This is a genomic window from Vibrio sp. V04_P4A5T148, from assembly GCF_963875605.1.
In the GTDB taxonomy this organism is placed as follows: Bacteria; Pseudomonadota; Gammaproteobacteria; order Enterobacterales; family Vibrionaceae; genus Vibrio; species Vibrio anguillarum.
In genome coordinates this window covers 1-21618 of the sequence record NZ_CAWNMS010000064.1, presented here as the reverse complement: position 1 = coordinate 21618, position 21618 = coordinate 1, and the positions used below count along the sequence as shown (strand labels likewise).

The 21618-nt window shown below is 42.6% G+C and carries 21 protein-coding genes and 1 tRNA gene; 7 read left to right on the top strand and 15 right to left on the bottom strand.

Annotated elements, in window-relative coordinates:
* Positions 1 to 84: 84 nt before the first annotated feature.
* The 4 genes from pntB to AACT18_RS13575 form a co-directional block, all read right to left on the bottom strand.
* Positions 85 to 1461: a Re/Si-specific NAD(P)(+) transhydrogenase subunit beta gene (gene pntB / locus AACT18_RS13590; protein ID WP_017046914.1), complete on the bottom strand. Its 1377-nt coding sequence runs from the start codon at positions 1459 to 1461 to the stop codon at positions 85 to 87.
* An 11-nt stretch (positions 1462 to 1472) separates the two neighbouring features.
* A complete protein-coding gene (locus tag AACT18_RS13585; protein ID WP_094124664.1) occupies positions 1473 to 3023 on the bottom strand; it encodes a Re/Si-specific NAD(P)(+) transhydrogenase subunit alpha in 1551 nt (516 codons plus the stop codon).
* Between the two features lie 289 nt (positions 3024 to 3312).
* Positions 3313 to 3597: an HlyU family transcriptional regulator gene (locus tag AACT18_RS13580; protein ID WP_026027783.1), complete on the bottom strand. Its 285-nt coding sequence runs from the start codon at positions 3595 to 3597 to the stop codon at positions 3313 to 3315.
* A 10-nt stretch (positions 3598 to 3607) separates the two neighbouring features.
* On the bottom strand, positions 3608 to 3976 hold the full coding sequence (locus AACT18_RS13575; RefSeq protein WP_013867802.1) for a late competence development ComFB family protein: 369 nt from the start codon (positions 3974 to 3976) through the stop codon (positions 3608 to 3610).
* Positions 3977 to 4090: 114 nt separating this feature from the next.
* On the opposite strand from AACT18_RS13575, the gene AACT18_RS13570 reads away from it, so the two are divergent.
* Both AACT18_RS13570 and AACT18_RS13565 read left to right on the top strand, forming a co-directional pair.
* The gene (locus AACT18_RS13570) at positions 4091 to 5455 is read left to right on the top strand and encodes a GGDEF domain-containing protein (protein WP_013867803.1); all 1365 of its coding nucleotides are present in this window, start codon (positions 4091 to 4093) and stop codon (positions 5453 to 5455) included.
* Between the two features lie 175 nt (positions 5456 to 5630).
* Positions 5631 to 5843, top strand: coding sequence for a cold-shock protein (locus AACT18_RS13565; protein ID WP_013867804.1), 213 nt, complete (start codon positions 5631 to 5633; stop codon positions 5841 to 5843).
* An 81-nt stretch (positions 5844 to 5924) separates the two neighbouring features.
* On the opposite strand, the gene AACT18_RS13560 is transcribed toward AACT18_RS13565, so the two are convergent.
* Positions 5925 to 5999: transfer RNA gene (locus tag AACT18_RS13560), tRNA-Gly, on the bottom strand.
* A 163-nt stretch (positions 6000 to 6162) separates the two neighbouring features.
* On the bottom strand, positions 6163 to 8160 hold the full coding sequence (locus AACT18_RS13555; protein ID WP_237666678.1) for a methyl-accepting chemotaxis protein: 1998 nt from the start codon (positions 8158 to 8160) through the stop codon (positions 6163 to 6165).
* 247 nt (positions 8161 to 8407) lie between these two features.
* Here AACT18_RS13555 and AACT18_RS13550 point away from each other — a divergent pair, with 247 nt between their 5' ends.
* Both AACT18_RS13550 and AACT18_RS13545 read left to right on the top strand, forming a co-directional pair.
* Positions 8408 to 10759: a fatty acid cis/trans isomerase gene (locus AACT18_RS13550; RefSeq protein WP_094124640.1), complete on the top strand. Its 2352-nt coding sequence runs from the start codon at positions 8408 to 8410 to the stop codon at positions 10757 to 10759.
* 35 nt (positions 10760 to 10794) lie between these two features.
* Complete coding sequence (locus AACT18_RS13545) at positions 10795 to 10983, top strand: hypothetical protein (RefSeq protein WP_013867807.1); 189 nt, start codon at positions 10795 to 10797, stop codon at positions 10981 to 10983.
* A gap of 59 nt (positions 10984 to 11042) precedes the next feature.
* Here the strand turns inward: AACT18_RS13545 and AACT18_RS13540 are convergent, their stop codons facing one another.
* Both AACT18_RS13540 and AACT18_RS13535 read right to left on the bottom strand, forming a co-directional pair.
* The gene (locus AACT18_RS13540) at positions 11043 to 11492 is read right to left on the bottom strand and encodes an RNA-binding S4 domain-containing protein (RefSeq protein ID WP_094124641.1); all 450 of its coding nucleotides are present in this window, start codon (positions 11490 to 11492) and stop codon (positions 11043 to 11045) included.
* A 122-nt stretch (positions 11493 to 11614) separates the two neighbouring features.
* Positions 11615 to 12283: a glutathione S-transferase family protein gene (locus AACT18_RS13535; RefSeq protein WP_013867809.1), complete on the bottom strand. Its 669-nt coding sequence runs from the start codon at positions 12281 to 12283 to the stop codon at positions 11615 to 11617.
* A gap of 164 nt (positions 12284 to 12447) precedes the next feature.
* Between AACT18_RS13535 and AACT18_RS13530 the strand changes: the two genes are divergently transcribed.
* Together AACT18_RS13530 and AACT18_RS13525 are read left to right on the top strand one after the other, a co-directional pair.
* Positions 12448 to 12843, top strand: a complete 396-nt coding sequence (locus tag AACT18_RS13530; protein ID WP_094125618.1) for a PPC domain-containing DNA-binding protein — start codon at positions 12448 to 12450, stop codon at positions 12841 to 12843.
* Positions 12844 to 13110: 267 nt separating this feature from the next.
* Positions 13111 to 14715 carry an ABC-F family ATPase gene (locus AACT18_RS13525; protein WP_013867813.1) on the top strand — a complete coding sequence of 535 codons (1605 nt, stop codon included), beginning with the start codon at positions 13111 to 13113 and terminating at the stop codon, positions 14713 to 14715.
* Positions 14716 to 14867: 152 nt separating this feature from the next.
* Here AACT18_RS13525 and AACT18_RS13520 read toward each other — a convergent pair whose 3' ends face one another.
* The 4 genes from AACT18_RS13520 to AACT18_RS13505 all read right to left on the bottom strand — a co-directional run bounded on the left by AACT18_RS13520 (position 14868) and on the right by AACT18_RS13505 (position 18677).
* Complete coding sequence (locus tag AACT18_RS13520; RefSeq protein ID WP_088733382.1) at positions 14868 to 16556, bottom strand: SgrR family transcriptional regulator; 1689 nt, start codon at positions 16554 to 16556, stop codon at positions 14868 to 14870.
* A gap of 79 nt (positions 16557 to 16635) precedes the next feature.
* Complete coding sequence (locus AACT18_RS13515) at positions 16636 to 16869, bottom strand: DUF3389 domain-containing protein (protein WP_010320752.1); 234 nt, start codon at positions 16867 to 16869, stop codon at positions 16636 to 16638.
* Between the two features lies 1 nt (position 16870).
* Complete coding sequence (locus AACT18_RS13510; protein ID WP_010320753.1) at positions 16871 to 17323, bottom strand: hotdog fold thioesterase; 453 nt, start codon at positions 17321 to 17323, stop codon at positions 16871 to 16873.
* Positions 17324 to 17594: 271 nt separating this feature from the next.
* Entirely contained in the window at positions 17595 to 18677 is a 1083-nt protein-coding gene (locus AACT18_RS13505) for a site-2 protease family protein (protein WP_026028966.1), read from the bottom strand.
* Positions 18678 to 18880: 203 nt separating this feature from the next.
* On the opposite strand from AACT18_RS13505, the gene AACT18_RS13500 reads away from it, so the two are divergent.
* Positions 18881 to 19447 carry a PhnA domain-containing protein gene (locus tag AACT18_RS13500; RefSeq protein WP_026027787.1) on the top strand — a complete coding sequence of 189 codons (567 nt, stop codon included), beginning with the start codon at positions 18881 to 18883 and terminating at the stop codon, positions 19445 to 19447.
* A gap of 150 nt (positions 19448 to 19597) precedes the next feature.
* On the opposite strand, the gene AACT18_RS13495 is transcribed toward AACT18_RS13500, so the two are convergent.
* The 3 genes from AACT18_RS13495 to AACT18_RS13485 form a co-directional block, all read right to left on the bottom strand.
* Positions 19598 to 19789 (bottom strand): hypothetical protein, encoded by a 192-nt coding sequence (locus tag AACT18_RS13495; protein ID WP_017042819.1) that lies wholly within the window; start codon positions 19787 to 19789, stop codon positions 19598 to 19600.
* A gap of 323 nt (positions 19790 to 20112) precedes the next feature.
* Complete coding sequence (locus AACT18_RS13490; RefSeq protein ID WP_254918692.1) at positions 20113 to 21063, bottom strand: TerC/Alx family metal homeostasis membrane protein; 951 nt, start codon at positions 21061 to 21063, stop codon at positions 20113 to 20115.
* Between the two features lie 216 nt (positions 21064 to 21279).
* Positions 21280 to 21618, bottom strand: a 339-nt coding sequence (locus tag AACT18_RS13485; RefSeq protein WP_141138113.1) for an ISAs1 family transposase, incomplete at its 5' end; no start/stop codon positions are given.

Sequence of the window (21618 nt, the reverse complement as noted above, 5' to 3'; positions counted from 1 at the left end):
TGTTATATCCATGTCAATAATGATTGCTCAAAAACAGAAGAAGCCAGCATTTTGCTGGCTTCTTCATTATCCTAATCGTAGATGCTATAACGCTTTTGAGATGGCGTCTACACTCTCTTTTGCATCACCAAAAAGCATATAGGTATTATCTTTAAAGAAAAGAGGGTTTTGTACACCTGCGTAGCCAGTATTCATTGAACGCTTGAATACAATGACATTTTGCGCTTTCCATACTTCCAACACTGGCATTCCGGCGATCGGACTGTTCGGATCTTCTAATGCTGCTGGGTTTACTGTGTCATTTGCACCGATCACCAAAACCGTATCCGTTTCAGTAAAATCATCGTTTATTTCGTCCATTTCTAACACAATGTCATAAGGCACTTTTGCTTCAGCAAGCAGTACGTTCATATGGCCAGGCAAACGTCCAGCTACTGGATGAATACCAAAGCGAACTTTAATGCCTTGTGCACGTAACTTCTCCGTGATTTCGTGAACAGGATACTGTGCTTGAGCTACTGCCATGCCATACCCTGGAGTGATGATCACTGACTTAGAGTTTTTCAGCATTTCGGCTACTTCTTCAGCGTTTATTTCACGGTGTTCACCGTACTCAACGTCTGCGCTGATAGCCACATCTTGACCAAAGCCCCCGGCAATCACACTAACAAAAGAGCGGTTCATCGCTTTACACATAATGTAAGAAAGAATGGCACCTGAAGAACCAACCAGTGCTCCGGTTACGATCAGCAAATCATTCGCTAACATAAAGCCAGCCGCTGCCGCTGCCCAACCTGAATAGGAGTTAAGCATCGATACCACAACGGGCATGTCTGCACCACCAATCGAAGCCACCAAATGGTAGCCAAACGCGAACGCTATCAGAGTCATAATAATCAATGCAAACATGCTGCCACCATTATTAACAAAGTAAATCATTAATAATGTGGAGACAACAATGGCCGCGAGGTTGAGCTTATGCTTATGAGGGAGATTGAGCGACGACGACGAAATGATTCCACGCAGTTTACCAAAGGCGACGATAGATCCTGTAAAGGTGACGGCACCAATAAATACCCCAATGAACACTTCAACCAAATGAATCACGTGTTCAGCGTGATCGAGTACAATTGGCGCATCGATATAGCTGTTATAACCCACTAATACCGCAGCCATGCCCACAAAACTGTGGAGAATAGCCACAAGTTCGGGCATTTCGGTCATTTCTACTTTTTTAGCATAATGAATACCGATACCGCCCCCAATTACCATCGCCAGCAATACCCAAGCTAAGCCCTGCGCATCTGGACGAAAAATAGTGGCGATGAGTGCGATAGCCATACCCGCTATACCATAGTAGTTACCAGCTCTTGCTGATTCCTGCTTTGATAATCCAGCAAGGCTCATGATGAAGAAGATAGCAGCAATAATATATGCGGCTTGTACTAATCCTGCAGACATATATTACTCCCTTAGTCTTTACGGAACATTTCAAGCATACGTTTGGTGACTGTAAAACCACCAAAGATGTTAATGCTTGCAATTAAAACAGCGATAAACGCGAGGAAAGTGACCACACCACTCCCTTGACCTATCTGCAATAAAGCTCCGACCACAATAATGCCGGAAATTGCATTGGTAACGGACATCAAAGGAGTATGTAAAGCATGAGTAACATTCCAAACGACGTAGTAACCCACAACACACGCTAAAACAAAAACGGTGAAATGGCTTAAGAAAGCCGCAGGTGCGACCGATGCGATCCAAGCAAAAGCGCCAACGGCAGCAACTAAGCCAGTAATTTTTTTCGTCGCAGAAACGGGTTCTTGTTTTTTGGGTTCAGGTCTAGTTGGTGCGGTCTTGACTTGCGGTTGAGCAGAGACTTGGATCGGTGGTGCTGGCCACGTTATTTCGCCTTCTTTCACGACCGTCACACCACGTAAAACAACGTCTTCAAAGTCAATATTGATGGACCCATTTTTTTCCTTGCATAACAATTTCAGCAAGTTAACGATGTTTGTTGAATATAATTGAGAGGATTGTGTTGGTAAGCGGCCAACCATATCAGTATAACCGACCACTTTCACACCATTGGCGGTTGTAATCACCTGATCGGCAACCGTGTATTCACAGTTCCCCCCGTTTGCAGCTGCAAGATCGACGATCACGCTACCAGCGCTCATACTGTCGACCATCTCTTTGGTGATCAGCTTAGGGGCTGGACGTCCAGGGATCAAAGCCGTCGTGATAATGATGTCGACATCTTTAGCTTGCGCTGCATACAGTTCAGCGGCCTTTTTATTAAAGTCGTAAGACATCTCTTTGGCGTAACCATCGCCTGAACCAGCCGTTTCTTGGAAATCGACTTCCAAAAACTCTGCACCCATTGATTGAACTTGTTCTTTTACTTCTGGGCGAACATCAAAAGCTCGTACAATTGCCCCCAAACTTCCTGCGGCACCGATAGCAGCGAGGCCAGCAACGCCAGCTCCAGCAACCAGTACTTTTGCCGGCGGGACTTTGCCCGCTGCGGTAATTTGCCCTGTAAAGAAGCGGCCAAATTCATGTGCAGCTTCAACAACAGCGCGGTAGCCAGCAATGTTAGCCATTGATGACAAAGCGTCTAAAGCTTGTGCTCTGGATATTCTCGGCACTGAGTCCATCGCCAGCACGTTGATTTTTTTACTTGATAACTGTTCCATCAATTCTGGGTTTTGTGCAGGCCAGATAAAACTGATTAGGCTTGCCCCTTCTTTGATCAAAGCAACCTCATCAATCGATTGTTTTTCATCAACAATCGGCGCATTGACCTTCAAGATAATGTCTGAATTCCAAACATCTTGTGTCGAAACAATCGTGGCACCAGCCGCCTCAAAAGCCGCATCATCAAAACTGGCTAAAACCCCAGCTTGAGTTTCAATGGAGACGTCGAAGCCTAGTTTGATTAATTGCGCTACCGAACTCGGTGAAGCTGCAACCCGTGTTTCACCCGTAAGGGTCTCTTTTGGTACACCAATTTGCATAGTTATTCCTTGACTATTGGCACAATGATTATTCTGTTTTTATCTAACCACCAGCATAACTGCAAGCAGTTTGTAATAAAAATACAAAATGCTATTACATATAAGGTTAAGTAATGAGTGATTGTCATAGGTGAAAGACAAAAACACAACGACATCCAAACAAAGCAGAGGTCGAACCACTTATCACAAAGCTCTATAAAAACAGGATATTAGCCATGTATTTTACTCAATGAATAAGGGTATCGACTAATGAGGATATTCATTATGATTTTTATCAAGTTGGACGATGTTAGGAAAAGATTTTCTCGCCCATCTGATCGATGAGCATTTTTGCTTTTTTAAGCATAAGCTCATCAGCGTCGCTTTTACTAGCTACGACATCGGAGCGGATAAAACGGTGAGTACATATTTCACCATTAACATCTTTACTAATTTTACCAGCGACACGATATTGCCCTGATTCAGACATTGCATCTTGGTAAATTAAAAAACCTTTATATTCAATGGGATCTAAAAGCTTCATTTTTGAGTCATTGCCTGACCCTTGATTAAATAAACGAGAAAAAAATCCCACAAGAACTCCTTTAAGACTTGTTTGTTTCAATAATCGGCTTCTCGAACCACTCTAGTTCTAAGTTATCGTCAAAGCGCAATTGGCCTAGAATGATAGGAATATCATCTTCTCTGTGTCTACGTCGATCATTAACGATCATGCTTTCCGCCGATTCAACGGCAACTTGTGCATTCTCTTTAAGTATGACCAATTTTTCTTCAGGTAGCGCAGAGAGAAAATCTATGTCGTATCGAATATAGATCGGTCTCAATTGAGCAAGGGATAAGCAAGCAAGATCGGCAAGCTGCTCATTATCATAGTGATTTACATACTTATCTTCAGCCAATACGCGTCCGACAAGTGTTTCCATGTAATTATGTACATCAACACTGATTTGCATCCTTACACTCCTTCCTCTTCGTACTAATCAAAATATTTAGATAGAACTTAGCAGTAACAACTTAGCGTACCTTGGTGATTTTATACAACTTTTAGATGCGTTGTCGTCTAAACTTTGTTCAAGTGCTCGCTTTCATTTAGTAAGTCTAGCAAAAAGCTTGGCAATCTATTAAATAAAAGTATGCTATGGGCCTTATTATCAATTTTAATTTTAAATGCCACAAAGGTCATATTTGTATTATTAATGCCGACAAGTTTTGTATCATCTCATTGGTTTCGATTCTTATTCCCAATAGGGTTGCTAATAGCCATTATGTTGGGGATGGAAAACGTCATTCTGATCACTAGCGCCAATATTGGCTTCGCTAGTAACCTGCCTTATATTCTTTTCACGGTAGCAATCGCATTAGGACACATTTTTAAGCAAGGGCGTTTGGCTATGATCTCGACAGCGATGATGGTGGCCTACGCAATCATCCAGTGGCGCTTACAGATGCCCCTTTCTACGGGAACAACCTTGCTAGAGCTTTCGTTATTAAGTTTGTTATTACCCGTTTTGTGTTTAGTACCTTATGCATTAGGAAGTAATGCTACTGTATTGAGTAAAACTTATGGCTTATACATCGCTATTTTGCTGCTGTTAATGTTTTGGGCCGTTGTTACTTTGATGTACGTCAGTGATGGCGGATTTGAGAATTTTAGCCAGGTTTTGTTAGTAACTATACCGAAAATATCGAAATTGCCATTTTTGTTGGTGATGTACCTCTTGGCATTAATTGGGGTCTCCGCAATATTTGTGCTCACGCGAAACCAGATCTTAGACACCAGCATTTACGCCAGTATTTTACTCTCCTCCGTCACCTTTATTTTTTTCCACGTGAGTTATATCTCAAGCACACTTTTCTCTCTAGCCGGGGTTTTATTGATCTTATATCTAATTTCGGCGGGCCATAAAATGGCGTTTATTGATCGCTTAACGGGTATCCCAGGTCGCCACGCCTTAGATCTTGACATCAAATACTTAGGCAAAAAATATGCGATAGCGATGCTAGATATAGACCATTTTAAGCAGTTCAATGATCGCTATGGTCATGACACTGGTGATGATGTGCTTAAGTTGATTGCTAGCCGTTTATTGCTGACTCAAGGAAACGCACGTGTTTATCGCTACGGTGGTGAAGAGTTTACCATCCTATTTAAAGGAAAAAATGCACAGCAAGCTGCAATCTACTTAGATTTGCTTCGTAAAGATATTGAACAATACCAAATGGTCATTAGGAACGCAGAAGACAGACCAAAAGACGATAAGCTCGGTTCCAAGAAGCGTGAGCAGAAAACACCATCAAATCTTGTCTCTATTACGGTTAGTATTGGCGTTGCTGATAGCTACGCCTCAGAAAAACCTGAAGCAGTGTTAAAAATTGCGGATCAAGCGCTCTATAAAGCTAAACAAAATGGCAGAAATAGAGTTGAAGTATGAACAGTTACCTTGATTTAATGCATCACATTTTGGTATAGAAATCGCAAAATTTGATATTCAACAAGGCGTACATCACATTCACAGAAACTTCATTAGATTGTGCAAAATACTTTGGTTAAGTTATTCATGTTGCAACTGTTTCGCAACGTCAAAACAACATAGCAAGAGTAAGATTATGAGTGAAAAAGTAAACGGAATTGTAAAGTGGTTCAACCAAGATAAAGGTTTTGGCTTTATTACCCCAGATAATGGCAGCAAAGATGTATTTGTACATTTTTCCGCTATTACGGGTGAAGGGCGCCGCAACTTAGTCGATGGCCAAAAGGTGAGTTTTGTGATCACTGATGGTCAAAAAGGGCCACAAGCTGAGAGCGTCAGTCCCGTTTAAATTTTTAAAAAGAACGGCTCTAATCCACTCTTTCTAGGGTGGATTTTTTGTTTCTAGTAGACTGGATAAATACGAGAATATTGGAGCGGGCAGCGGGAATCGAACCCGCATCATCAGCTTGGAAGGCTGAGGTAATAGCCATTATACGATGCCCGCGCACCGAATTGACGCTGTCACTATGCCACAGTTAGCAAAAAAGAAAACCCATTTTTTATCAAAACCCGTTCAAGCGAACAGTAAATAAACAAAGTAAATTCAATTGGTTGAGATTTGTGTGCTTTTGGTTATTTTTAACTCAATTGAATATCTACTCTTGCGTTTAAATTTTGAACTTTTCCATTTCTTGATTGAGTACAGTGACATTATCTTTTACTTGCGCTGACGTTTGGTTTGAGATTTGGCTAATACTTGCCACACTTTCCACCGAATTGACAACCTCTTGCATGAATTGAGTCATTTGGTGTGTTGATTGTTGTTGCAGATCCGCCGCCGAGGATAACTGGTGCATTTCCTTATCTAACGCCGTTATTTTTCCTTGTACGTCCATCATTTTGTTGAAGGCGTGGATGGTCTGCGTCGCACCTTCATTGGCAAGGTTCTGACTCATGTTAATTTCATTGACCACAGCCGCAGTCGCTGACTGTATGGCGTTTATAATAGTGTTAATTTCTGTGGTTGATTGAGTGGTTCGAGTCGCCAGCAGCCTAACTTCATCCGCTACCACAGCAAAGCCTCGTCCATATTCTCCGGCTCTTGCGGCCTCAATCGCCGCATTTAAGGCCAGAAGGTTAGTTTGTTCCGCTAATCCCTCTATTACTTCGGTCACACGCCCAATCGATTCGCTTTCTCGACTAAGATCGAGCACCAATTGCGTTGCCTTTTGTATGGTTTGATCAAGCTTATCAATACTCTTTCTATTTTGTTCTAGCGCCGAGGCTCCCTCTTTGAGCTCATTTTGTGATAACAAAAGAGATTGCGTAGATTGTTCAGCTTTTTCTGCGGTCGCCATAGAATACTGCGCCACATCGCTCAAACGTACTGTAACCTGCTCAATACTTGCTCGCTGCTGCTGTACTTGCTGCCGAGTGTTTGAGTTATAGTTCAGAAGCTCATCCATGTTTTGACTGACCTGTTGCGCTTTGGTACTGACTCCCTGAACGATCGTTCGCAGTGAGTTGTTCATATTGTTTATCGCGGCGGTAAGCTGAGATAGCTCGTCGCTACCTTCACACAAAAGTGCTGGTTGAGAGACATCTCCTGCCGCAATAATTTCGGCTCTCTTTCCAATTCGACTCACTCTGCGGCCGATATTCTTACCTAAGTAATTGGAAAGCAAAACAGCAACTGAAACAGTCACGGCAATCATGATAAATAACACGTTAATCACATTACTAATGCTACGACTCATCCTTTCGCCACTTTGCTCTGCTTTTGATTGTTGAGTGGCGATAACATCTTCAAGACGGTTAGTCATTTTATCTACGGCAGGCATAAGTTGTGTGGCCATTTTTTGATTGACGCCGTTCCATTGCTCAGATTGGCGTATTGCAATGACCTGCTGTGCGAGTGGGAAATAAAGCTGCTGCATCTCATTAAATAATGACCACAGACTCTGTTCATCATCCGATAGCAAAGAGGACTTTTCCACAATTTCAGCAACAGATTGGTTGTGAGAGTTAATTAAGTCTTGATATTTTTCGAGATGTTCAGGCTTCGCATACAGTAAGAAATCTCGCAACGATGCCAGTGCATTAGCTAACGAATTATAGCTGTCAGCATACAATTTAAAGAGACGTTTCCTCTCCCCTCCTTCTTTGTTAGTCGACTCGTCGTTAATCAGCCCTTGTAACTGGTCAAGTGCAACTTCTGCTATGGGGGCGGCCTCGTTAATGAATAATGTGTGGGCAGGTAAATTATCCTCACTTTGGCTCAGTAATACGATGCCTTGGATATGCGCTTTGATTGCTGCCCATTCGCTTATGATCGCGGTGTATTGCTCACTGAGAATCAGCGTTTCTAACACCGGTACCGTTTTGTCCATCTGTCCAATAATAGTTTCAAGTTTTGTCAGTTGCGTTGCACCCACTGCACTTTGAGAACCCACCAATAAATAGGCGCGTAGCGTTGAAATAACCTCTTGCATCGACTGCTGAATATTTCGGCTAGTATTCACAGTTGGCAGATCTGTTTGTAGCAGTGAATTGGTGTGAGTTTCGACTTGCGTAATACTGCGATAGGTAAAAAAGGTCGAAATGATAAGAAGCACCACCAGCAATAAAAAACTTAATTGCAACTTCCCTGATATCGAGAGTTTCATCCTTTGACTCCTCAAAATTTTCTTCGTTTAACTATAGCGGGTTCAATGGGTTTATTAAATGCGTATAGCCAATGCGAGTCTACCGTATACTCGTCTTATAACCCTAAATTGAGCATTGTGCGTTCAGTTGTGGCGTTTATTCCACTCTGGCGATTTATCATCCCTAATGCGCTATTTTCATCGTTTTGTGGTGCATTTTGTTAATCTTTGCTTTAATTGGGACAAATATTCCTAAATTTCTCATGTTATGTCTTTTCATCGACTTATTATTCTTAGCATCGTGTTTTTTTCAGGATGTGCAATGTATGCGGGCTTGAACTATGACCAACTGTTTGGTGAAGCAAGCGTTCAATCAAGACAATCGCCAGTAGATTCAAAAGAAGCCTCTTTCTTTTTAAATGATGTTAAACCCATCATCGATCAGCGCTGCGTGGTCTGTCACGCCTGTTATGATGCGCCCTGCCAGCTAAAAATGTCTTCAGTTGAAGGGATTGATCGTGGAGCCAGTAAAGCGTTGGTTTATCATGGTACGCGTCTGACGGCGTCGGCTCCTACCCGCTTGTTTGAAGATGCACAATACACAGAGCAGTGGCGAGATTTTGGTTTTCATCCTGTGCTGAACGAGAGATCTCAAACGCCTACCGCGAATCTAGAAGCAGGATTAGTCGCGAAATTATTAATGCAAAAAGAGGAACATCCGTTACCAGAACAAGATCAGCTAAAAGGTTTTGATTTTTCGATAGATCGCGAACAAGTTTGTCCAACAATTGAAGAGTACGGACAGTACAAACAAGATCACCCAACGTGGGGAATGCCTTATGGCATGCCAAATCTTAGCCCTCTTGAATACAATACGCTACTCACGTGGCTCAGAGATGGCGCAATCATGAATGGCCATATTCCGCTCACTTCTGATCAGGAGAAATTGGTTGCGCAATACGAAAACTTTTTAAATGAAGGTACAGCAAAGAATCAGTTAATGGCTCGTTATATCTACGAGCATCTTTTTCTTTCTCACCTTTATTTTTCTGAACTTGCTGGTCAGCCTAGATTTTTCACTTTGATACGTTCGACAACACCCCCGGGCGAGCCGGTTAACCGAATTGCGACAAGGCGTCCTTACGATAATCCTGGTGTAGAACGCGTCTACTACCGTTTGATCCCTGAGCAAGGCAGTATCGTAGATAAAACTCATTTACCCTATGCGTTGAATAAAAAACGTCTAGATGATTGGCAGGCATGGTTCATTCGGCCTAATTATCAAGTCTCGGTTTTGCCTAGCTATGATATTGAAGTTGCCGCCAATCCGATGACGGCATTTGATGCCCTTCCGGTTAAAGCACGCTTTCGATTTATGTTAGACAATGCTCAAAACACCATAATGGCTTTCATCAAAGGGCCAGTGTGTCGTGGCCAGCTAGCCCTGAATGTTATTAACGACCATTTTTGGGTGTTCTTTTTAGACCCAGAGAAAGCTGATTTACCCGAAGTGAATCAATTTTATCGATCGCAAGCCGCGAATCTAAAACTGCCAAGCGAGCTGGAAAGTAACACGTTGCCTATTACTCATTGGGTCCGTTATGCACATCAACAAGCACGTTATTTGAAAGCAAAGTCTGAATTTACTAATCAGTGGTTCAAAAATGGCGAGAACTTAACCACGGATGTACTGTGGATGGGTGATGGCTATAACCCGAATGCGGCACTGACTATTTTTAGGCATTTCGATAGTGCATCGGTAGTGCAAGGTTTGGTGGGAGAAAAACCCAAAACAGCATGGGTGTTAGACTATGCGCTACTAGAAAGAATCCATTATTTACTGGTGGCGGGTTTTGATGTTTACGGCAATTTCGGCCACCAGCTCATTACTCGCATGTTTATGGATTTTCTGCGTCTTGAAGGTGAAAGTAATTTTGTCTCTCTGCTGCCTAGAGAGATAAGGCACCAAGAGCAGTCAAGTTGGTATCAAAATCAAAGCACTCAACTCAGTGACTTTTTGCAACGTAACGTTGCCCCTTTTGATCAACCGACCAGTATTGTTTACCACACGCAAGATCCAAAATCTGAGTTGTTTGATCTTTTGAAGTCTGAGCTTCAACCTGTGTTATCAAATCGTTATTCGATAATTGACACTGGTTTTTCAAAGCGTAGTGAACAGATGTTAAATAGCATTAATAAGATCAAAGGTGAAGGGTTGTTGGCTGTGCCACAAATTATGATGTTGATGATCACGGCTGAAAACGGAGAGGATCAACTGTTTACTTTGTTACACAATAACGCCCATCTCAATATTTCAAGTCTATTTGATGAACAAAGCAACCGTGACCCAGCGAATGATGATTTGACTCTAGTGAGAGGTGTCATTGGCAGTTACCCTTCTGCTTATTTGTCACTGCATGAACACGAGATCGCAGAATTGGTGATGCTATTGAGTAAAATGCAAAATGAGCAGGACTACGTTAAGTTGCTCGATAGGTTCGCCATTCGCCGCAGTTCTTCGAAGTTTTGGCCGTTCAGCGATAAAGTTCATGCATGGTATCGAAAAAATCAACCTGTCGAATCTGGTTTACTTGACTACAATAGATTTGAAAACAGATAAACGTCACCTTTAATGGGTGAGATGAGAGGTGCCAAATGACCATACGCGACAGCATTGAAGCACTAGAACAACAAATTTATGTAGCCTGTTCTGAAGGTGACTATGAGACAGTCAATCAGTTAGAACATCAGTTGGAAGTGTTACTGTATAAGGCACAACACCCTTTTGATGATGATCCTAATGGGTTAAATAGCGGTTCGACGACAAATGACGAATGGCGCTGAATAAAAGACGGGAGCCATATCGCTCCCGTCTATTTATCAGATCATTAAAAAACAGAAAATTAGAAAAAGTCTATTGAGTTACGGCCACTTTCAGCATCTTTGCTTTTAGGTGCATCGGAGTTCTCTTTCTTTATGGTCGTCGGCTTATTTCTAGCCGGTTTGGTTTTTGACGCCTTTTGCTTCGGCTTAGGCACATTTGTTGCTGCCACTACCGACGTCACATCAGTTTCAGGTACTTCAGTCACGGGTTGATCACACAATACAACGTAGTACTCCTGGTTAAATTCAAGAAAATCCCCATTGTACATTTTACGTCGTTTTCGAGTTTCAAGTTCTCCATTGACTGCCACGTAACCATCGCTAATCAGGAATTTTGCTTGCCCGCCACCATCCACTAGGTTAGCAATCTTTAGCACCTTATAAAGCTCAATAGGTTGCGACGAAACTTCAATACCAATCGCCTCTATTTCAATTTCTTCGTTTTCTAATGTGTCTTTATCGTTAATCATTACGTTTTTCTTATCACGAATTTTCACGCAGTGTAATGCTAAACGCACAAATTAGGAACCACAGTTAAATACTTCAACTGAACTGATAAGCCCACCGTTTTGTCATACACACATCACTCAGGTTACCTTGTCACCATTTTCTGAATGCGTTCCGCTCGCTGTTCATCGCTTTCTTGACTTGGTGGTGGCACGGTAAGCCCCTTAATCACTGCAGGGCGTTGCGCGATTTCCGCCAACCAACGTTGTAGGTGCTCGAGCCCGTCAATATTAATGCCACTCCATTCGTAAATTCTCACCCATGGCCATGTTGCGATATCGGCGATGGTATATTCATCACCCGCAAGATAACGGTGATGCTCTAATTGGCTATCCATGACTTCAAATAGACGTCGCCCTTCTTTTTGGTAACGATCAATGGCAGGTTGTATTTTTTCTGGAAAGTAACGAAAGAAGACGTTCGCTTGTCCCATCATCGGCCCTACGCCTCCCATTTGAAACATTAACCATTGAATCACTTGAGAGCGGGCTTTCGGATCTACGGGCAGAAATTTTCCCGTTTTTTCTGCCAAGTAAAGCAAAATTGCCCCAGATTCAAATACTGGAAAATCATCGTTATCTTTATCTACAATTGCGGGAATGCGTCCATTCGGATTGATGGCCGTAAACTCAGGCTCTTTTTGCTGATTGGTTGAAAGATCAAAAGCGTTGACCTTGTATGGCAACCCCATTTCTTCTAATGCAATGGAGATTTTCTGACCATTCGGCGTTGCGGCGGTATACAGTTCAATCATTCTTAGGCTCCTCGGTGAAATGATGGACGTTGCTCAACGGATTTAAGCAAATAGCAAAATTGCCACTTTGTGTCTCAACAAGGATATAAGCAGTAATCTCTTTAGACGTAAACTCTCATGCACGATAAACTAAACATAACCCATAATTTTATAACGAATTATCTATGATAAAAGTGACAGTGTCTCGCTTAATAAAAGGCTACGACTTAAAGCAATCTATTGCCGCGTTGATAAAGCAAGAGAACATACAAGCGGGTAACATCGCTTCTGGTGTCGGGTGCCTATCTGAAGTGCGCATCCGCCTCGCTGATGGATCTTCAGAGCTACATCTTGTTGATGCATTTGAAATTGTCTCTTTGATTGGCACGCTAACCGCATCTCATCAACACTTGCACATTGCGGTTGCAGATAAAACAGGCAAAGTGATCGGTGGTCATCTTTTGGATGGTTGTCTTGTCAATACTACCGCAGAGCTGATTTTACATTCCTACCCTAACTTAGTGTTTGAGCGAGAATTTGATAATCAAACGGGCTACAGTGAGCTGGTGGCACCTTGTTAAAATCCCTTTAATGGTAAAAGTGAATGCGCATATACTAGTCTACATTCTGTAAAATGTGGTGAAGCGTGTTTTTTATTCACCCATTTCTCCCCAATAACGATAGGCAATTCGACGTTGAGCAATTTCCGTCTGTGAGCTATCTCTCACATCTGTTCTTTTTGTAATAACTCTGTATAATTCGCCGCCTATTTAACCATTGTTTATGTTCTGTTGATTTGGCGTCTGCACATCACTGATTCGCTAAACTGAATACCTAGGAAAACTCTCTTGATCTCTACCGCAAATATCACCATGCAATTTGGCGCTGAGCCTTTATTTGAAAACATTTCTGCAAAATTCGGTAACGGCAATCGCTACGGTTTGATTGGCGCTAACGGCTGTGGTAAATCGACGTTCATGAAGATCTTGAGTGGCGCGTTAACTCCCAGCTCAGGCAACGTTTCCATTACACCAGGGCTAAAATTGGGTGTGCTGAGCCAAGATCAGTTTGCTTTCGAACAATACACAGTAATTGATGCCGTGATTATGGGTGACCGTAAACTATGGGAGATCAAGCAAGAGCGTGACCGCATTTATTCATTAGCCGAGATGAGCGAAGCCGACGGCATGAAAGTCGCCGAGCTTGAAAGCGAATACGCTGAAATGGATGGTTACACCGCCGAAAGTCGCGCGGGTGATATTTTGTTAAAAGCGGGTATTGAGGAATCGTTTCATTTTGGTTTGATGCAGCAAGTGGCTCCTGGTTGGAAACTGCGCGTTTTGTTGGCGCAAGCCTTGTTTGCCAACCCAGATATTTTGCTGCTCGATGAGCCAACCAACAACTTAGACATCCACACCATTGGTTGGTTGGCTGAAGAACTTAATCAGCGTAAATGCACCATGATTATTATTTCCCATGACCGTCACTTTTTGAACTCAGTGTGTACCCATATGGCTGATATTGATTACGGTGAACTGCGTATTTATCCGGGTAATTATGAGTATTTTCTTGAAGCGTCAAGCTTGATTCGAGAGCAGTTACTCTCTGGCAACGCGAAAAAAGCGGCCGAGATCAACGAACTGCAAGACTTCGTTAACCGCTTTGGTGCCAATGCTTCAAAAGCAAAACAAGCTAGCTCACGCGCAAAAAAAATGGACAAGATCAAGCTTGATGAAGTGAAATCCTCAAGCCGCATCAGTCCTTCGATTGATTTTGGTGAAGGTAAGAAACTGCATCGCCTTGCACTTGAACTACAAAATCTCGGCCACGCTTTTGACGATGAACAGCTCTTCAACGGTGGTAATCTGCTGCTTGAGGCGGGCTCACGTTTGGCGGTAATTGGTGAAAACGGCGTCGGTAAAACAACCTTTCTACGCTGCTTAGTAAAAGAGCTTCAGGCCAACCAAGGTGTGGTGAAGTGGTCTGAGAATGCCTCAATTGGCTATTGCCCTCAAGACAGTACTGTCGATTTTGATAACGATCTGACTATCTTTGATTGGATCTCGCAGTGGCGCACCGTAAAACATGATGATTTGATGGTGCGTGCCATTCTTGGCCGACTACTCTTTACAGCCGATGATGTGAATAAGAAAGCAAGAAACTGCTCGGGTGGTGAGAAGAACCGTCTGCTATTTGGCAAACTAATGATGCAAGATATCAACGTGCTGATCATGGACGAGCCAACCAACCACATGGATATGGAAGCGATTGAGGCGCTCAATAACGCGCTAAAGTCCTACACGGGGACACTGATTTTTGTTAGCCACGATCGCGAGTTTGTCTCTTCGCTGGCCACTTCGATCATTGATGTGAAAAACAAACAGTTGGTCTACTTCCAAGGAACGTACGATGAATACTTGGCTCATCAACAGAAGTTGTTAGCTGCGGCGTAATCAAACCAACGTCATAATTCTTGATACTTGTTGCCGCCAGAAATGACGGCAACAACGGATAATTTAGATTCTGCTGTTTACTCTTAGCTTATTTTATCGACCACAAGCCGCCTACTTGTAACTCCAAGTTGTTTGGGTATCACTGTAATTTGTTATAACTCTGGTTTAACCCAAACATTGCTAAAATCAAACCAGCCTAACGCGTTGCATTTCGCGTTTTGTAATGCACCACATTGATCTTTGCTTATCCCTAACCAACAGTGGAACATCGGGATAACTTGCTGTTTTTCTATCAAAGATTTGCCAATCTCTTTGGCCGGAAATATGGCATTTGGATCGGCGCGCCATTCATCCACTAACTGGCACCAATACGAAAAATCTTCAGCGCGGCTTAAATGCTCGATATCACTGTAATCAAGTAACCATCCTGCTAACGCATCTTCTCTATGGTTGGCAATTCCCATCGGTTTGACCCAAACATCGACAGCATCGGTGTCTTCAACCGTCAAATCATATTTAACAAGCTCCACCGAAATCCCATCTTCTTTTAACAGCTGTTGTATTGTTTTCACTAAGCTTGGAAACATGGGGTGCTGAGCATGATATGCAATGGTGATCGAACGCTCGCCCGGCGGTGTAGCGGCAACATCTCCCGATGACTGATGATACCAGCCCGGTTTCAGGCCATAAGCAGGTAACACCCCCAACTCGACCACTTTGTCTTCTGGTAATTGACGAAATAGGTTGAGAGTACTGAGCTTATTGGTAAGGTAGCTAGCCCAATTTACATCCGCGGCGACGCCATTTTTTCGATTGAGTAACAAGTAAGTACAGCCGGGATCAAGATCCACGTCTTCTGTAAATGAACCTCGCTTTGTTTTTATCGGATGCGATAAGCTAGGAAAAACCATCGAAGAATGTACTTCGTCAATCACCCACACTTCGACCCGGTCGAGCAAAGGTCTAAATCCAAAATATCCATCAAACGCTTGCAAAACTAAGCGTTTTTCATCATTTAAAATGACTTTGTAAGGGCCAGTACCAATCGGCATTAAATCAAAATTATCACTACGATTGGACTCTGGTAGTAAAATCTTGGCACATGACTCAGATAAAAGAAGCGGTAAGCGACTATCCGCTTTTTGTAAAAAGATATCGATAACCCAGTTGGAGGGCGAGCTGATCCTATCAAGATGGGAGAATAAGTTCAGAAATCGCAATTCCCACAAACTTTGGATAACACCGTCGGTGGTAAGCAAATCACCATTGTGGAAACGAACCCCTGGGCGAAGATAAAAACGCCAATGTGTTGCTGTCACCGATTCCCATGTATGTGCGAGATCTGGCTGCAGCTGTTCATATTCATCTAGCCGCGTTAGCCCACTAAAAATTTGCATTACGATATGTTGCTCAGATCGACGCATGGATTTTAGCGGGTTTAGCATTGAAAGCGGGCGATAATAAGGCAACCGTATGACTTGCAGACCTTCTTGATGCTGAACACCAAGATAGCTTTGGATCACTTGCGTCAGTTTCGCCGCATCTTGATCCAGTACCGAAAATGCATGGCCAATTTTACCTTCATCTAAGTATCGACGCGCAAGGTTTTCACTGACATCACTGCGACTACGTTTAAAAATGAGATCGGATAATTTTCCACGCCCCGCAGCAGGACGCCATTCTATCCAGCCTTCATCCTCCATTTTATTTAGAACAATACGCGCATTACGGCGTGTGCAGAAAAGGATCTCGGTGATCTCTTCTAGCTGGACACCAACATCTTGGCCGTTAAAGTGCTCAAATAAGGATTCAAATTGAACGCGAAGTCGTGGGCTACTCATAAAGAGGAAATCTCAGTTTATAAAAAACAGAGATAGTTTCCTCATTTTATATTGGTTATGCAATAGTCTTAATCACTGTTTAAAGAATATTACAGCCGAGTTGTTGAGAAAGTTGCTGAATTTGCTCTTCGTTGTCCAACTTAATCGACCATTTACTTTCTGAGCAATTTACAGAGATGACATTCGCCCCTCTCCCAATGAGCTGAACAGCATCGGCTTGGGCTTGTAGCGTGATGGCGAGATCACCCAATACTCGTACCACTAATTCATGGGGTGTTACGATGATTTTTCCACCTGAAAATTCAATCACCATTTTATAAATCAACCTTGATAGCTTGAGAACGGTTACGAATTTTTTGTACTGCGACCGTCAAACGGCTGGTGCACACCAAACGTTCGCGCTCATCAGTGATATTGATTTGCCATACTTGCGTTGAAATACCAAGATGGATAGGTGTCGCTGTTCCTATAACCATCCCCTCTCGCATGGCGCGAACATGATTAGCATTAATGTCTAACCCTACACAATAATGTTCTTGATCCACACTGAAATTCGCGGCAACTGAACCTAGGGTTTCCGCAAGTACCACCGAGGCGCCACCATGCAGCATACCAAGCGGCTGATGGGTAAAGTGACAAACAGGCATGGTCGCAGACAAAGAGTGATCAGTATAATCGGTATAAATAATATTGAGATGCTCTATCAAGGTGTTTTTGGAGGTGGCGTTTAATGTTATTAAATCGATAGGCTTCTTCCAAATATCCATGCTTTTTTGTCTCATTCATCGTAAAAGAGATTCATTCTATACTTAAACAGTAACAACTTGCAGCGAGTAATCAGTCAGTTCCAGCGATTGAGATCCTGCCAACTACACATTTTCGAGACAGATCCGATCGCTCATAAATATTAACTGCAGTGTTGTCATTAGCCGTTTATCGGTGCTAAGAAGCCTCTTCATACAAAGATGTCATTTAAGCGCTTAAAGATGAGCACAAAAAATGCTCTGATACATGGCTTACAAGTGTCAACGTACCGAATCAAGTACCTAAAATGCGTAATGGCAGTTGTAGCAGCTCATCCCCTGTCGTTGCAAAACCCCAAATAATAGCGATAAGTGCAGCCACTAAGCTGACATACCAAAGTGAAGCTACAATTTGTCCATATCGATTCAGAGGTAGCAAATGACTTTGATGACGCTGCTTCCATTCCATCACAATTTCAATGCTGCCCATAATCAATAAAAAGCCGAACAGGGTTAATCCAAGCCAATAGCTCAAAATGACACCAGCGATCGCCGCAAGAGCACACAACGCAATCCCCAAAGTGCTGTTCATAGAAAAGCTGATGCTTTTTAACACGTGACCACCATCAAGCGGCAATATAGGCAATAGATTGAAGAGATTGAGAAAGGCATTAAAAACAGCAAGGCCGGCAAAAAATATCTCTCCTGTGATCCAGTACACGACAACCAGCACAACCGAGAGAAGCAAACCAAAAAATGGCCCCATAATTGAGATCACTACATCTTGCCAACGTGTATTGATTTTTTCATCACTTAATGCCAAGCCACCAAGAAATGGAATGAGATAAATGCCTTTAGTCTTCATACCAAAATACTTCATCGCTTTGATATGGCCAAATTCATGGAACACCAAACAGGCAATAAGCGCCATAGCAAACTGGAAGGAAAATAACCACGAATAGGCTGCGATACTTGCTGACGCCAGAACAACTTTAATCAGCTTGGCACTTTTCAGTGCTTTCATACCAAGTGAGACTAGACCAATAAGGCTAAAACGTCGCTCCGGCTTTGGCGGGCTATATGGTGTTTGTTTTTCAATGTCTTTTTCTGAACGCTCACCTTGCGTGACAATGTCACCATTGACTAATGCCTGATAACGAAGTTTAAAAGGCTGCCAACTCAGCTCGACATTCAGCTCACATTGGATCGGCGTTTCACCACTTAACAACTGAAATCTATGGGTCGTTGTCGCCTCGATATTTCCTGTCGCATCGCATTGCGCGACCAGTTGATTATCCCAATAGAGTTGCTGCCAGCCTGACATTGAACCTTCGAGACGAAGTGATTTTCCTAAAAATGGAGCGGAAAGGAGTTCCACAGTGATACCTACATACAAACATAAAAACGGCGTTCATTATGCCTTTGGGCAATAACAGCGTAAAGCACGATGCCCATTTTCTTACTATTGAAGATGACTTAGTTCAATTCCCTCACGAATACCAAGCTTTTTGCCATCTCCCCTTTTAATTCCAGTCGTAACGTGGATAATACGCGCTTACATATTTTTACAAGGTGGGTACTATGTCTACTGAAGCAACTTTACTTGAACGCAGCCAATCAAAATGTGAGCTTTGTTCATCAGAATCTCCATTAGCTCCATTTGTGGTAGCGCCACACACTATGGTTACTGTTGACCATGCCGTTATGTTGTGTGATGTCTGCAAAGGCCAAATTGAGAACCCAGAAACAGTAGATGTGAACCATTGGCGTTGTTTGAACGACAGCATGTGGAGCCAAGAACAACCCGTTCAAGTTCTGGCGTGGCGTCAACTTAAGCGCCTTGCGGCCACTGAGGGTTGGGCTCAAGACCTACTTGATATGATGTATCTTGAAGAAGAAGCTGCAAAATGGGCTGAAATTGGTATGGATGATGATGCAGAAAAGCCTCGTGATGTGAATGGCGTAGAACTGAAAAAAGGCGACGACGTAACCATCATTAAAGATCTCCCTATCAAAGGCTCAAGCCAAGTCATTAAACAGGGTACTGTGGTTCGCGGTATCAGTTTAAGCGACGATCCTAAGTTGATCTCTGGTAAAGCTAATGGCCAATCTATGTATATCATTGCTGAATACTGTCGCAAAAAATAATAGCCATTGACGAATAAAACAAAGGCGCAACTTAGTTTGCGCCTTTGTTTTTCGGAAACCGTTGTTTTCATGAGCAGTGAAACTAGTAAATTTTAAATACAAAAAAGCCGACTATTTAATCCGTCGGCTTTTACATCTCTACACATTGAATTAACGGTATAAACCGATATCTTTCTGCATGTGACCAGACAAATTATTCGCGTAGTAGCTGCGAGGTTCGCTGTGGTCGACAAACAGAATATCAACTAAATGTGCAATCAATCCTTTGAAGTTAACCGCGTAGGTTTTTTTATCCATAGAGGTAGGTGCTGTAATCGTACCCATATTCATTGCTTGTGCCATGATAGCCTCTCTGTTAATTCGGTAACTTACTTTGTTGAAATGAATTCTAGGTGATATTTTTTTGGTTAAAAAATGACAAATTTTCCACATTCAAATTAGTTATTCTAATGAAACAACCCCATAACAATGCATGCCTTTATTATCCACGATAATCGACTACTTATTCACATTAAGTTTGATTTGGTGAATTTAAATCGCAATGAAAAACAAAAACACCGGTTATTTACAAAATTTTCACATTAATATTTTTATCGTCGGTTAGATAAAGGATAAATAAAAGAGAGAGGTAAGTATTGTCAAACACTTACCTCCGTTTACTTATATTATGACTTATGAGTAGCAGGTAATGGACTTCTCTGCTTATAGACAGAAGCCAACACCGCAATAATCATAGTGACTAACAGTACACCCAGTGAGACTGGTGTCGGAATTTCCCACGCAGAACCGACTAGCATCATCTTAATACCAATGAAGATCATGATGAAGGAAAGCGCTGGTTTTAGATAAATAAACTTATCCATCATCCCTTGCAACACAAAGTACAAAGACCGCAAACCAAGTAACGCAAACACGTTCGCTGCTAACACTAAAAAGGGTTCGCGGGTCACGGCAAAAATAGCCGGAATTGAATCTAATGCGAACATGACATCCATAAAAGCAATCACGCCAATCACAATCATCATTGGAGTCACAAACCATTGCTTATTGCGGCTCACAACCAAAGCATTCCCTTCGTAATGATCCGTCACATTGAACCAACGTCGAATCAGTTTCTCCGGCATTGGGTTTAGCTGTTCATCGCCTTTCTCACGCGCAAGTTGAATACCGGTCCACATAAGAAATAATGCAAACACATAAAGTAACCAATGATATTGTTCAAGCAGCTGCGCACCAATCACAATCATCACCGCTCGTAAACACAAAGCGCCGATCACTCCCCACAATAGAGCCCGCGGGCGTAAATGCTCTGGGACTGCGTATTGATGAAAAATAATCGCAAAGACGAATAAGTTATCAACACTTAACGATTTTTCTAACAAGTAACCAGTAATAAACGAGATCGTCGCCTTTTCGGCACTGTATGAACTGGTTGGTGCGTAACTATCCCAAAATAAATAGATACTCGCGGCGAATGCAAACGCCAGCATAAACCAAATCACGCTCCAAACGGCAGCTTTAGTGATCGTGACTTTACCGCCACGGGTTTGCCAAATATCGATAACAACAAGAAATAGAGTCAGAATTGCAAAGCTGAGATAGGTTGTTGGGGTCATATATCCTCCAAAGGCGGAAGGATAAGATGGGATTAACCGATCGAAACCTTCCGCAAACAAAAACCGCTGTTCATAATGAACAGAGCTGAATGCGTTGGTCTCGTCGAAATAAGCATTCCGTTTTTAACAGAAGGCTATTTATACTTACCGGATAAGCATGCGCTTAACGAGCTGACGATAAGTAAACAAAGGCGACTCACGGAAACCGCATGAACATCACCGCCCTGTAAAGCTTTCGAGAACCTTACTTAGGTAGTTTTCGTCCATTGCGCAGTTCATCCGTTTGCGTTTAATGCCACCTTTAAAGGTGGTTTCACTCTTTAATAGGTTCAAACATATCTGCCTGATCCTTGCTAAAGCCTCTGCGCGATCATCGGCTCTAATACGAGAGTTGTCCTCACTAAATGCGGTATCAAGGGACCAATGCATGGCCTCTACGCCCCAATGAGAACGCGTCGCTTCAAGCAGAGTTTGGGCTTCTAATTCTTTAGAACAGATATAGTAACGAATACTCACATCCTGCTCTGTTGCTACAGCCGACTCTTGGCGAATCGA